This window comes from Actimicrobium sp. CCI2.3 (genome assembly GCF_035019065.1).
In the GTDB taxonomy this organism is placed as follows: Bacteria; Pseudomonadota; Gammaproteobacteria; order Burkholderiales; family Burkholderiaceae_D; genus Actimicrobium.
Genome location: NZ_JASJWR010000035.1, coordinates 23,963 through 37,389, shown reverse-complemented (window position 1 = coordinate 37,389; position 13,427 = coordinate 23,963). Strand labels below are relative to the sequence as shown.

At 57.7% G+C, this 13,427-nt stretch carries 13 protein-coding genes; 11 read left to right on the top strand and 2 right to left on the bottom strand.

Annotation, left to right across the window (positions count from 1 at the left end; translation table 11 throughout):
• Positions 1 to 577 precede the first annotated feature (577 nt).
• From QN370_RS17440 to QN370_RS17430, 3 genes are read left to right on the top strand one after another with little or no spacing between them, the layout of a single operon-like run.
• Positions 578 to 880, top strand: a complete 303-nt coding sequence (locus QN370_RS17440; RefSeq protein ID WP_322129367.1) for a type II toxin-antitoxin system HigB family toxin — start codon at positions 578 to 580, stop codon at positions 878 to 880.
• Between the two features lie 3 nt (positions 881 to 883).
• Positions 884 to 1,081, top strand: coding sequence for a hypothetical protein (locus QN370_RS17435; protein WP_322129366.1), 198 nt, complete (start codon positions 884 to 886; stop codon positions 1,079 to 1,081).
• Positions 1,082 to 1,112: 31 nt separating this feature from the next.
• Complete coding sequence (locus QN370_RS17430; RefSeq protein WP_322129358.1) at positions 1,113 to 1,802, top strand: IS6 family transposase; 690 nt, start codon at positions 1,113 to 1,115, stop codon at positions 1,800 to 1,802.
• A gap of 57 nt (positions 1,803 to 1,859) precedes the next feature.
• Here the strand turns inward: QN370_RS17430 and QN370_RS17425 are convergent, their stop codons facing one another.
• Positions 1,860 to 2,378, bottom strand: a complete 519-nt coding sequence (locus tag QN370_RS17425; RefSeq protein WP_322129365.1) for a transposase DNA-binding-containing protein — start codon at positions 2,376 to 2,378, stop codon at positions 1,860 to 1,862.
• Between the two features lie 218 nt (positions 2,379 to 2,596).
• On the opposite strand from QN370_RS17425, the gene QN370_RS17420 reads away from it, so the two are divergent.
• From QN370_RS17420 to QN370_RS17385, 8 genes are all read left to right on the top strand, one after another.
• On the top strand, positions 2,597 to 2,905 hold the full coding sequence (locus QN370_RS17420) for a hypothetical protein (RefSeq protein ID WP_322129364.1): 309 nt from the start codon (positions 2,597 to 2,599) through the stop codon (positions 2,903 to 2,905).
• An 8-nt stretch (positions 2,906 to 2,913) separates the two neighbouring features.
• Positions 2,914 to 3,702: an IS21-like element helper ATPase IstB gene (istB, locus tag QN370_RS17415; RefSeq protein ID WP_322129363.1), complete on the top strand. Its 789-nt coding sequence runs from the start codon at positions 2,914 to 2,916 to the stop codon at positions 3,700 to 3,702.
• Between the two features lie 574 nt (positions 3,703 to 4,276).
• Positions 4,277 to 4,912, top strand: coding sequence for a PAS domain-containing protein (locus tag QN370_RS17410; protein WP_322129381.1), 636 nt, complete (start codon positions 4,277 to 4,279; stop codon positions 4,910 to 4,912).
• Between the two features lie 157 nt (positions 4,913 to 5,069).
• Complete coding sequence (locus QN370_RS17405; RefSeq protein WP_322129362.1) at positions 5,070 to 5,540, top strand: biliverdin-producing heme oxygenase; 471 nt, start codon at positions 5,070 to 5,072, stop codon at positions 5,538 to 5,540.
• A gap of 32 nt (positions 5,541 to 5,572) precedes the next feature.
• A complete protein-coding gene (locus QN370_RS17400) occupies positions 5,573 to 8,008 on the top strand; it encodes an ATP-binding protein (protein WP_322129361.1) in 2,436 nt (811 codons plus the stop codon).
• Positions 8,005 to 8,508 (top strand): response regulator, encoded by a 504-nt coding sequence (locus QN370_RS17395; protein ID WP_322129360.1) that lies wholly within the window; start codon positions 8,005 to 8,007, stop codon positions 8,506 to 8,508. The genes QN370_RS17400 and QN370_RS17395 overlap by 4 nt, the downstream gene beginning before the upstream one ends.
• Entirely contained in the window at positions 8,508 to 10,136 is a 1,629-nt protein-coding gene (locus QN370_RS17390; protein WP_322129359.1) for a response regulator, read from the top strand. Before QN370_RS17395 ends, QN370_RS17390 begins: the two co-directional genes overlap by 1 nt.
• A 241-nt stretch (positions 10,137 to 10,377) precedes the next feature.
• Entirely contained in the window at positions 10,378 to 11,067 is a 690-nt protein-coding gene (locus tag QN370_RS17385; RefSeq protein ID WP_322129358.1) for an IS6 family transposase, read from the top strand.
• On the opposite strand, the gene QN370_RS17380 is transcribed toward QN370_RS17385, so the two are convergent.
• The gene (locus tag QN370_RS17380; protein WP_322129357.1) at positions 11,012 to 11,515 is read right to left on the bottom strand and encodes a transposase; all 504 of its coding nucleotides are present in this window, start codon (positions 11,513 to 11,515) and stop codon (positions 11,012 to 11,014) included. The two genes, QN370_RS17385 and QN370_RS17380, sit on opposite strands and share 56 nt — an antisense overlap.
• Positions 11,516 to 13,427: the final 1,912 nt, after the last annotated feature.

Here is a 13,427-nt window from a genome sequence, read left to right as displayed (position 1 = left end):
AACGGCGGGATTAAACGCCGACATCACGGCTCGGGTCGACTGCTGCATCATCTCTTTTGTTGCCAATCGGGTACGTAAGGTGATCGATGCGTAAGGTCGTGAGGGTTATGGCGCACTATGCGGAAGGGTGCATTCTCAAGTCTGTTCGGTGGCGCACACTCCGTTAGTACTTAAGCAAAAAGCCAAAAAGTGTAACTACGTTGGTTTATGGGCGTGGTTTAAAAGCTGCCAATTTTGGTTAACACCGGCGAGCGAAATACTTCCATCAAAGCAATGGAATTTTAATGGTCCGGGAATGGATGAACGCCGCAACCGCCGAAAATTCCGCCGTAAAATCTCGCAGGCAAGGTCTTCAGTCATTTAATCGGTCCGTCGTTGGCTTCTGTACTAGTTTTATCCGTGCGATAACGTCGATTAAACCCAACAGCAGCCAGTTTCGAGAAACGCTTTTTAGCGTTAAACCTCGCCAGTGCTCGCTCTAAGCAATGGCTGGAAAAATCGGCGGTTGCGGTATACATCCCCTTGTCAACGATCCATGGTGCTTGCATTGGTCCCGTTGCGGGACTAAACTACACCCATGCGCATCATCTCGAAAAAACACTTGGTCGCGTACTGGACACGGCACCCCGGCACCGAGCAGCCATTGAAAGCCTGGCACGAGGAAGCGAGCGCGGCGCGCTGGCAGACGCCGCAGGACATCAAGAATCAGTACCGCAATGCCAGTGTGGTCGGGCAGAACCGGGTGGTGTTCAACATCAAGGGCAATGACCACCGCCTGATTGTCGCGATCGCCTACCAGTTTGGCGCGATTTACATCAAGTTTATTGGCACGCACGCCGAATACGTCAGGATCGACGCGGCCACGATCAACATGGAGTAAGAAATGGAACTCAAACCAATCCGCACTGAAGAGCAGTACCAGCAGGCGCTGGAGGCAGCGTCTTGGTACGTCGATCACGAACCCGTTCCGGGTTCGCCGGAAGGCGACCGCTTCGAGGTTTTGCTGATGCTCATCGAGGCGTACGAAAGCACGGTTTACGGCTCTGTCGCATTAACGGAATTCGTTGGGCCGATCAGATAGACTACGGTGCCCGAACCTAGGACGAACCGAGATGCTTAACTTCAAAGGGATGCGCTTTCCGACCGACGTGATCCTGCTCTGCATCCGCTGGTATGTGGCTTACCCGCTGAGTTACCGGCACCTCGAGGAGATGATGGAAGAGCGCGGTGTGTCGGTTGACCATTCGTCGATCAACCGGTGGGCGATCCGTTTCTTGCCGCTCATCGAGAAAATGGCTCGCAAACACAAGCGCCCGGTCGGCGGGAGCTGGCGCATGGATGAGACCTACATCAAGGTCAAGGGCGTCTGGAAATATCTCTATCGCGCCGTCGACAAGCAAGGAAAGACTGTCGACTTTCTGCTGACGGCGAAGCGCGACATGGCTGCGGCGAAGCGCTTCTTCGACAAGGCCATGGGCGCAAACGGCGAACCTGACAAGGTCGCGATGGACAAGAGCGGCGCCAACAAGGCGGCCATCGATGCGATCAACGCCGGCCGCGACGTCCCGATCGTGGTGCGCCAGGTTAAGTACCTCAACAACATCGTCGAGCAGGACCATCGTGCAATCAAACGGGTGACCAGGCCGATGCTGGGCTTCAAGTCATTCCGAGGCGCAGCCCAGGTTATTGCTGGCGTTGAACTCATGCACATGATTCGAAAGGGCCAGTTCGCTATGGATGGCACCGTCATGTCATTTGCAAACCAGTTTTATGCCTTGGCAGGACAAGTCCGTCCTGCTTAAACCGCAGCCATGTTAAGCACGGAAAATTCCGTCTCGTGCCGCACAACGCGACAGAACCTAGCTTTCCTTCTCCTCTATCGGTACCCGCGTCGGATTGATTTTTTTCTTGAGTGCGTTACAGCCTTTGAATTTTTTGCGGGTCCAGAACTTGATCGCTGCAAGGCCAAGAGGTACGCCTTCCGTGGTGATGGCTAAGCTCGAATGCATGAGAATGTCGCATTGAGTCAACAGCCTGTTGCGTCCATCGACTTTGCGAATACCACTTTTCCCAGTGAATCCGATGCGTTCCGGGTGCTCCCGCTGATAGGAAAACGTCGTTGTGTCTTGAAGGATCAGTATTGACCCGTCCGAATCGGCGAAGCGTTCACTCGTCGCTTGAAAATGCTCGCCCAAAATGTCTTGTTCGCTAACCTTATCGTTGGCAAAAAATCGGTAGGCTGCTTTCGTATTTGCCCAATCCTGACAGGCAAACGGAATGGTCTGCCCCATATTTGTCCAGAACTGCTCAAGCAATAGCCGAAAACGTTTCTTGAGGCGCTCGTCCCGGAAATTACAGGCGGCATTTTTTTTGTCCATCCAAGTCTGCTCCTGCTCCCGCTCATGGGACAACAGGCGACGAGACCCGGAAGCACTTGGCGTTTACCTCGTCGTTATCTGATTGCGATCGAATTCCTCATGCGAAAAAGTTAACCGAACTGCTGACGGTTTACAAGGAATTTGTGGGTAATTGAAAGGTTGCTGATGCGCTTAAGCCGGAGGCGCAGGCCTGGCTACTCAAGGACACAAAGTGGTGCATGGCCGAAGCAGAACGGGTGGGCCCGGCATGCATGGCCATGGTCCGTGCGATGTTCGGCGATAAGGTGCTGATCCGCATGCGCGTCGTGCAGGGCGTGCTTGGGCTGCAGAAGAAATACGGCGCGGTCAGGCTGGAAGCGGCCTGCTCGCGCGCCAACCACTATGGCACGCCCGGTCTCAACGTCGTCAAGCGCATCCTCGAGAAAGGCCTCGACCAGCAAGACCTGCTGGCGGCGTTCGACGCGCTGGCCAGCACCTATACTGAGGGCGGCCGCTTCTACCGCGCCACCAGCACCATCCTCCAATGAGAACGACCATGCATCCAATTCCAGAACTGACTTCCCCGCTCAAACAACTGTGCCTGTCCGGCATCCTCGACTCGCTGGAGGTGCGCAACCGCGAAGCCATCGACCGCAAGCTGTCCTTCACCGAGTTCCTGAGTCTGCTTATTCATGACGAGGTCGCCCGCCGCGACCAGAAGAAGCTAGCGCAGCGCATGCGCCGGGCGAACTTCCGCAACCAGAAGACGCTCGACGGGTTCGACTTCAACCGCTTGCCCGGCTTGAACCGCGCCGCCGTCCATGACTTGGCCACCTGCCGCTTCATTGACGAGAAAGTAGCTGTGCTCATCGCGGGCCCCTGCGGGACAGGCAAGAGCCACCTGGCGCAGTCCCTGGGACACGCCGCAGCGCGCCAGGGCTATGACGTGCTGTTCATCACCCAGACCCAGCTGATGGCCAGTCTGCGCACCGCACAGGCGATGGGAACGTACGAACGGCGTTTGCAGTACCTCAGCAAGGTGGCGCTGCTTATCATCGATGACTTTGGCCTGAAGCCGCTCCGTCCGCCCGAGGACGAGGATTTCCACGACCTGATTGCTGAGCGATACGATAGAACGGCGACCATCCTGACATCGAACCTCCACTTCGACGAATGGGGCGCCGCCTTCGCGGCTAAAAAGATGATCGGCGCGGCTACCTTGGATCGCTTACGCCATGGCGCTTACAAGCTCGTACTCGATGGGGATAGCTATCGTGCCTTGCCACCGGCGTCAGAAGCGTCCAAACCACCAACCGAAAAGGGGCGGAAGGCGCCGACGCAATAGACGTTATTATTATTATAAATCGTTTATATTGTTAGTAGGTTTGAGGGGGATTCGTTCCGAACCATGCCGGCGTGAGTACCCTCTCTTTACCTTGGCCGGCCTCCAGGCTGGTTCCCCAAGCGCGACGTCAGACAATCTGGGGCGCTGCCGGCAACTCTTGGAATGACCGCTGTCGCCCCAAAGCTGCCGGTCGCGCCGCACTACTTTTTTCGAGCGACCAACCAATTCCTCAGCAATTGCCAGCAACTCTGGCTCATCCTCCAGCCCATAATAGAAGAGAAGAGGGAAAACGGAAAAATAGCACGCTAAGCCTATGGCGCTATATTGAAGAGTCTTTCCCGAGCCGATTGGTCGGCTGTTTACACCCCAAAGCCCGTAGGGAATGGATAAGTAAAATAAATCTCAAAAATGCTCGACCCCAACGTCTGCACGCGCGGGTTCATTGAAATTTCAGGATCTTTCAACCCTGACGCATACCATCCTTTCCACGCTTTTTGCGGGCTCACATCCATGCGTCGAGAACGCCTAGCGATTCGCGTTCGGGTGCGCCTGCGCTTCGCAGCTCGACCTTCCTATCGCGACCCCGGCCAATGGTCGGGAAATTTCAAAGTGGCTAAGGGGGGAAGCTGTCATAATCCAATGGCTGAATTCGACTTCGGACTCTCCGGCACCACCGTCTTCCGCGCAACCTAGGGTCGCCGATGTCGAATGCAAGCTGGATCCAGCCGCCGCCGGAAGCGGTATTGACGCATGTCGAGGCAATGGCAGCCTTGCGCATCAGCGAGAAACTTTTTTACGCCTTCATCACAGCCGGTACCGACGTGGTCTACCGCATGAACGCCGACTGGAGCGAGCTGTGCCAACCGGTCGGACGCAACTTCTTCGCCGACGTCCCCGGCCAACGGACGGCTGGCTGGCCGAGTACATCTACCCCGAAGACCAGACGCGCGTGCTGGCGACGATCGCCGAGGCGATCCGCACCCGGGGCAGGTTCGAGATGGAGCACCGGGTCCGTCGGCGGGACGGCAGCGTGGGCTGGACGCACTCGCGGGCGGTGCCGCTGCTCGATGCGCAAGGGTCTATCCGTGAATGGATCGGCAACGCCGTCGACATCACCGAACGCAGGCACAAAGAGCAGGCCTTGAACGAGTCGCAAGCGCGCTACAGCGGCCTACTCTGTCAAGCAACGGCAATGAAAGTTGCATTGTGATTATTGATTTCTTGTGCGATAATTTGGTTGGGTAGTTTAAATTTCCTATGCGCTTAATGCTTGGGCTCGTAAAATTCATGATAATGAAACGTCTGAAATTGGCAACCAGCGCCTGCCATACCGCATTGGAAGACCAGTTGCCGTTGATGAACGATGCTTGTCGCTCAGTAGCTATAGTCAGTTTGTGGGTCGCTTCTTCAGCTTTTACGCACCGCTAGAATCCCAACTAATGGTCTCACCGTACTGGCGGTCGCTGGCGTTTGACTACACCGCCCGACAAAAGACGCCACGTCTGACGCTAGATTTGTTGGCGTTGGGCAGTAGTTCTGCAGAGTTGGCTGCAATTCCCCGCTGCACCAACCTGCCTGACCTGACCACCCCAGAGGATCTTTTGGGCTGCCTCTATGTAATCGAGGGTGCCACTCTGGGCGGGCGCATCATCACGCGGCAACTGCAAACCCAATTGGGCCTAACACCTGAATCAGGCGGCGCGTTTTTTGATGGCTACGGCGCGCAAACTGGATCCAACTGGAAGGCTTTTTTCACCATGTTGTCGAATCATGCCGATCTGCACGACGATGAACACCGCCACGCGGCGATCGTTGCGGGCGGAAACCGCACCTTTTAAACCCTGACCCACTGGCTGTTTCCAACTTTCCAATGCACAAACATAAACGACAGCCCACCATTACCTCCAATCTGCCTAACGCCCAACCCATTGACTTACCAACGGCGGACGATTTTTCCACAGAAGGCGGCGTGCACTGGGCCAACGGCCCCTACAGCATCAAGCGCCACGGCACCACGATTACCACCTGCGACAGCGAGCCCGTACAGACACCGGGCTGCATTCAGGCACATGGTGTGCTGATGGCGGTGCGGCTGGCCGACATGGCCATCCTGCAAATAAGTGAAAACGCCCTAGAGTTTTTTGGCATTGCGGCAGCGGCGCTGCTTGGCACACCGGTTGAGCGGGTGATAGGCGCCATCAATCTGCAACGGCTGCAGAGCATGCTGGCGCACGAGACGCTGGAACGCAACACGGTCTACGCCTTCACGATGGATACGCCGCTGCCGGCACAGGCAAACGTACAGGCCCTTGACGTCTGCGCGCACACCTACGACGGCACTTTGCTGCTGGAGTTTGAGGCTACCGGCCGCACCGCCAGAGTGGGCGATGGCGATTTTTTCACCCGCGTCACCAACACCGTCAGCCGCCTGCAGACGGCGGTGGGCGTGCGCGCCTTTTGCCAGCAAGTGGCCGACGAAGTGCGGGACATCACCGCGCTGGACCGCGTCATGGTATACAAGTTTCACGCCGACAACCATGGTGAGGTGGTGGCGGAAAACAAGCGCAGTGACCTGCCCGCGTGGCTGGGGCTGCATTACCCGGAAACCGACATTCCCAAACCCGCCCGCGATATTTACCAACGCATCTGGATCCGGCCCGTGCCCAACGCGGCCGAGCCGCTGGTCGAGATGACGCCGCTGGCCAACCCCGACACAGGCCAGCCGCTGAACATGACGCACTGCGCGCTGCGCGGTGCCTCCACGATGTACACCGAGTACCTGGCCAACATGGGCGTGGCCGCCTCGCTGACCATGCCGATCTTGATTGAAGGCGAGCTGTGGGGCATGGTGGCCTGCCACCACCTGACGCCCACCCATTTTTCGCATGCATTGCGCTCGGCCTGCGAACTGCTGGCCCAGGTGGCCTCGCTGCAGCTCAAGGTGACCGAGCGGGTAGAGCAACTCGCCTACCGTGTCAAGATGGACAGCGTGCACCAAAAACTCATGGTTAAAGCCGCGCGCGAGGGCGACTTGTTGGCCTTGTCCGACAACCAACCTTCGCTCCTGGACGCCATGGAAGCCGACGGCGCGGCGCTCTACCACCGTGACCGCTGGTGGTGCGCGGGCAATACCCCCACGGTAGAGCAGCTTGATGCGCTGGCGGAGTGGCTCAACGCACGTCCCGACTTTGACTCCAGCACGCGCCCCGCCTATGTCACCGACGGCCTGGCGCGCGACTACCCTGCGGGCCACGCGTTTGCCGACGTCGCCAGCGGCGTAATTGCCGTGCGCGTATCGCGGCTGCGGCGTGATCTCATCCTGTGGTTCCGGCCAGAGACCCCGCAAACCGTGCATTGGGCCGGTGACCCCGCCGACAAACCCATGGTGTCTGGCCCCCACGGCATGCGCTTGTCGCCGCGCCGCTCGTTTGAGTTGTTCATTGAATCGGTGCAGGGCCGCGCATTGCCATGGAGCGCGCTGGAGGTCGATTCGGCGCTGCGCCTGCGGCAACTGGTGATGGAATTGGTGATCGCGCAAACGGAACAACTATCAGAAAACAACGTGGACCTGACGGCCAGCAATATAGAGCTGGACGCCTTCGCCTACGTGGCCTCGCATGACCTCAAGGAGCCGCTGCGCGGCATCAACCGCTTCGCCCACCAGCTGCTGGAAAACGCCCAGACGCTGTCCCCGGGCGACCGCACGCGCCTGGACAGCCTGATGCGTCTGACGCTGCGCATGGACAGCCTGCTCAATTCGCTGCTGCACTTCTCGCGGGTGGGCCGCACCAACCTGGAGTTCGAGTCGGTGAATCTGAACGAACTGGTGGAAGACGCGCTGGAGATGATCGGCGTGCACCGCAATGACGACACCTGCCGCATCAGCATCCCCCGGCCCCTGCCCACCATCGAATGCAACCCGGTGCGGGTGCGGGAGGTTTTCAGCAACCTGATCGGCAACGCCTTCAAGTACAACCTGCACGACAAGCCGCTGGTAGAGCTAACTTACATTGACCAAGGTGACACCGCCCTGCGCCAGGCCGCACCGCCGCAGACCAAAGAACAGATCATTTACTGCGTGCGCGACAACGGAATTGGCATCGAGCCGCGCGATTTTGAACAAGTGTTTCGCATGTTCAAGCGCCTGCATGGGCACGACGAATTTGGTGGTGGAATGGGCGCGGGCCTCACAGTGGTGCAAAAAGTGGTGCAGCGCCATGGCGGCGACATCTGGCTGGAGTCCACTGTGGGCGAGGGCAGCTCGTTTTATTTCACGCTTCCAGGAACGCTCAAGGCCAATCCATGACCAGCGCCAGGGACGACACGCAAGCACTGCCATCGGCTACCCCGGTGGTGCCCCGGCTGCGTCGCGCGCACCCGGTGCTGGTGGTAGAGGATTCGGACGAAGACTTTGAAACCGTGATGACGGCGGCCCGGATGGCCGGTATTGGGTATGAGGTGCGCCGGGCTGTATCGGGCGATGACTGCCTGCAGCTGCTGCGCGGCACGCCCGAACGGCCCCCAATCCAAGCAGCGCTAATGCTGCTGGACCTCAACACGCCGCACGGCGATGGGCGATACGCACTGGAGCAGATGTACGCGGATGAGCTGCTCCGCGCCATTCCGGTGGTGGTGGTAAGCACCTCCTCCAACCCGCGCGATGTCGATTTTTGCTACACCTTTGGGGCCAATGCCTACCACGTCAAGCCGGTCAGCCACGCGGAGCATCTGGAGGTGTTGCGAAGCGTGTTTGCTTACTGGCTGGGCAATGTGGTGCTGCCGACCGAGCAATCGCTGGAGCGCTAATGGAACACCCCAAGCATTGGCACATTCTCATCATTGATGACAACCCCGATGACCGGGCCGAATTCAGGAAGCTGCTGATCACGGGGTCTGGGCGCACCTGCCGTTTCACCGAGGCCGCAATCGGTGCAACCGGTTTGCAAATGGTTCTGGACAACCGGGCGCAAAGCCTGTCAGGCACTGCCGTCCCCTTTGACTGCGTGCTGTTGGACTTCAATTTGCCCGACCAGAATGGCACGCAGTGGCTGACCACGCTGTGCGGTGCATCCAGCATGCCGCCCTGCCCCGTCGTGGTGATGACGGGCTGGGACGGTGTAGATGACAGCGCCGGGCCAAACGTGTTGCAAGCCGGTGCCCAGGACTACATTGGCAAAAGCTGGACAACGGCCCCCAGCTTGTGCCGTGCCATCGAAAATTCGATCGACCGTTTCAAGCTGGTGGCGGTGATCTTCAACAACATCACCGAGCGCAGGAACGTCGAGCGTAAGCTGCAGGAGCAGGCGCAGGCGCTCACCGACCAGGACCGGCGCAAGGACGAATTCCTGGCAATGCTCAGCCACGAGCTGCGCAACCCACTAGCGCCCCTAACCAATGCCTTGCACATGCTGCGGCTGCAGGCCAACGAAGACCCGCTGCAGCAACAGGCCCGCCGCATCATCGAGCGGCAGGTCGGGCAACTCAATCACCTTGTTGGTGAGCTGCTGGAGATCGCGCGCATCTCGACCGGCCGCGTGCTGCTGCGCCTGGAGCGCATCGCCCTGAGCGGCGTCCTGGACCACGCGATCGAGACCGCCCAGCCGCTGATCGAGGAGCGCCGGCATGTGCTTGAGGTATGTGCGCCGCCTCACCCGGTCTGGCTACAGGCCGACGCGTCGCGGCTGGAGCAGGTGGTAGTGAACCTGCTCACCAACGCCGCGAAGTACACCGATCCGGGCGGGCGCATCTGGCTGTCGGTCACCCAGGAGGGCCAGGAGGCCGTGCTGCGGGTGCGGGACACGGGCATCGGTATTGCCGCCGACCTGCTGCCGCGCATTTTCGACCTGTTCACGCAGGCGGAAAAGTCACTGGAGCGCTCGCAAGGCGGCCTGGGAATCGGCCTGTGCCTGGTGCAGCGCCTGGTCGAACTGCATGGGGGCAACGTAGTCGTCACCAGCGTCGTGGGTCAGGGCAGTGAATTCGTCGTGCGGCTGCCCGTCACATCCCTCAATCTGAAGCCGCTGTTGCCGCCGCAAGCAGAAGTGGTCCGGCCTGCCGACAAGTGCTGCTGCGTGCTGGTGGTGGACGACAACGTAGATGCCGCCGAGTCCATGGGGGCCCTGCTGGCCATGCAGGGGCACGAGGTCCGGGTTGTCCACGATGGCGCAGCGGCGCTGGAGGCAGTCCAGAGCTTTCCGGTAGACGTGGTGCTGCTGGACATCGGCCTGCCGGGCCTCACAGGGCTGGAAGTGGCCCAACGCATCCGCCAGTTGCCTGCACTGAAGGATCTGGTGCTGGTGGCCTTGACCGGGTACGGGCAGGACAGCGACCGTGAACGCACGCGCGAAGCTGGCTTCGACCATCATCTGGTCAAGCCGGCCGACTTCGACGCGGTGCTTAAGATCCTGGAGACCGTTCCTTCAATGACGGCCTGAGAGCACGCAGAGTGGTTGGACAAGGGCTTGTCTCGCGGCGGGGTCTCGTACCACCAGACCTGCGCGGGTTCTGTCGCGTTAGCGGAATTCGTTGGGCCGATCAGGTAGACTACGGTGCCCGAACTTAGGACGAAGCGAGATGTTTAACTTCAAAGGGATGCGCTTTCCGGCTCTGTCGCATTAACGGAATTCGTTGGGCCGATCAGATAGACTACGGTGCCCGAACCTAGGACGAACCGAGATGCTTAACTTCAAAGGGATGCGCTTTCCGACCGACGTGATCCTGCTCTGCATCCGCTGGTATGTGGCTTACCCGCTGAGTTACCGGCACCTCGAGGAGATGATGGAAGAGCGCGGTGTGTCGGTTGACCATTCGTCGATCAACCGGTGGGCGATCCGTTTCTTGCCGCTCATCGAGAAAATGGCTCGCAAACACAAGCGCCCGGTCGGCGGGAGCTGGCGCATGGATGAGACCTACATCAAGGTCAAGGGCGTCTGGAAATATCTCTATCGCGCCGTCGACAAGCAAGGAAAGACTGTCGACTTTCTGCTGACGGCGAAGCGCGACATGGCTGCGGCGAAGCGCTTCTTCGACAAGGCCATGGGCGCAAACGGCGAACCTGACAAGGTCGCGATGGACAAGAGCGGCGCCAACAAGGCGGCCATCGATGCGATCAACGCCGGCCGCGACGTCCCGATCGTGGTGCGCCAGGTTAAGTACCTCAACAACATCGTCGAGCAGGACCATCGTGCAATCAAACGGGTGACCAGGCCGATGCTGGGCTTCAAGTCATTCCGAGGCGCAGCCCAGGTTATTGCTGGCGTTGAACTCATGCACATGATTCGAAAGGGCCAGTTCGCTATGGATGGCACCGTCATGTCATTTGCAAACCAGTTTTATGCCTTGGCAGGACAAGTCCGTCCTGCTTAAACCGCAGCCATGTTAAGCACGGAAAATTCCGTCTCGTGCCGCACAACGCGACAGAACCACTGTCAATCAACACATGCAGCGGTCCCTTTGGGGCCGGCGCTGATTTCATGATCGGCAACCTGACAGATCGGCGACTGACCGTCGTGTGATCCGGGACAGAGATCGTCAGGTTCATCAACGTCAGCACCGACGCCATCAAGCCTTCTGTTTGTCGCAGCGCCATCTTGAAGGCGGCACGCAGCATCAAGCACGTCTCGATGGCAATGCCCTGATAGCGTGCCTGCCCACGTGGCCCAACGCTTTGCCACTGGGCCAGTGCCGCATCTTTAATCCACAATGTTAGGCTGCCACGCCGCCGCAGTCCCGCTTCATATTCCGGCCAGTTCTGAACCTTGAACTTCATCTTCGCAATGTGATGACGGCGGTCGGTGTTGTGCTTGTTTGGCATCGGAAATACTCAGCAAAAATCGATCAGCATCGTATCATCGATCGTTTCTTGGGTTCGAAGTGCACCAACGCCACTTCACGTCGCACGCATGCTTTTTTCCGAATTCTGTTTTCTTCCCGAGGTTGATTTCCATCGTATTTAATTATAAATAATTAAATAATTAAATAATTAAATAATTAAATAATTAATTCAACGATAGTCAAATGAGCAAAGAACACCAAACGATTTAATTCTTCATAATTAAATCGGTAAAATTCTTTATTTATGAATAATAATATCCTGGTAATTTGTGTTACGACTGTGACAATTTAATGAGGTTTAACACCTCTTCGGACCTTGTCTATCGATAGGATTTATCGTGAATTTTGACTTCATAGCAGCTGAATCAGATGAACTGATCTGGTCCAACTGCGCCGTGTTCATGAATGAATGCATATAGCGCGATCAATGTTACGGGCGACCTTTTGCTTTTATAGATTGAGCATCCTAGTCACGTCCAATTTCGGGTAACCGCGTTAGATCAGCCCCCCTAATCTGTACCAGTGGATCGTTGAATAAACAGGTGCGTATCACCCTCTATGCGTTTGGTCGCCGCGCTCGACTTCGAGCGGGCACAAGAAACTAGAAGAATTCGCCGCGGGATTGAACGGATCGAGCAATCGCGCCACGGCCTTCATCAACCAGATCTGCGGACTCTTTTTCGCACCTCTTTCGAGCTAGGGGAGTTCAACCAAGGGGGGCGGGGAATTTAACTAGAAGCTTTGCAGGAATGGGGCGGGAAGAATTCTTAATATCTGATTAAAAAATAGGCAAGCGGAAGTAAGGCATCAAGGTCGAAAGTCCCAATCCAAAACCCCCAAACCAAGGTCCCATGCTCGATCTATCGTCATCCGGTCAAAACACTGCGAACCATCAAACCCAAACCTCCAAGCCAAAATATGCAAGCGCGAGACAAAGAACCCTCAGGAGAACCCAGCCCCCCAAAAGCCAACCCGGATTCCCTGGAGGTCGAGCCTGAAAGGCGGAATGCCCAGAATACTCTCGCATGGGGGCATTGCCTGAAAGACCAGGACTGCCCAAGGTCAACTGCCGTATCTTGGAGGTGCGTCCCTGTGATGCGAGATGACAAGAAGAACGAGGCGAAGCCAAACGGCCCTCGCGTAATGGCTTCCCTGTGGGACTTTCCTAAAAACCGATAACCAAACTGCGCTCGCGTAAGGTTATTCCGGCCTGGTCGAATGATTGGTGGTCGATCTCAGGGGATCGATCTGCCGAGAAGAACCGGGCGAACCCAAAAAGCACTCGCGCAAGGGTTCGGCCTTGGTCGAAGGACTCCAAAAAGGCGAAGCCGAAAAGCATCTCGCGTAAGGCTTCCCTGAAAAGCGGATCCTAACGGCAGATATCCAAAAATCTCTCGCGTAAGGATATTGCCAAAGGGCTAAGGGGGATTCCTAAAGGGCGATCGATCTACCTAGAAAAACCGGGCGAACCCAAAGGGCACTTGCGTAAGGGTTCGGGTCTGTGATGAATGCTGCCGAAAAGTGCCAAGGCTGGCCACAGCGCGCTGGGTGAATGATGGCATATGGAAGGATGGCCTGAAGTGCAAGGGCGCAGCCTAAAGGCGTCTCGCGTGTTTGGGTGAGCCAAGGGACCGACCTGGAAGAACGGGGAAACCAAATGGCATCTCGCGTAAAGGTTTCCCGAGTAGGGGACTCCAGCAAAGCAGGGCATTTCCAAACGGCGTCTCGCGATTGGGTAATGCCAAGCGGCCAGGTCAAGGGCAGAGGCAGTGGCAGAGGCAGAGGCAAGGTCAACGTCAACGGCAACGGCAACGGCAACGCCAGGTCAAAGGCAGAGGCAAGGTCAAAGGCAGAGGCAAGGTCAAACGCAAGGTCAAGGTCAAAGGCAAGGT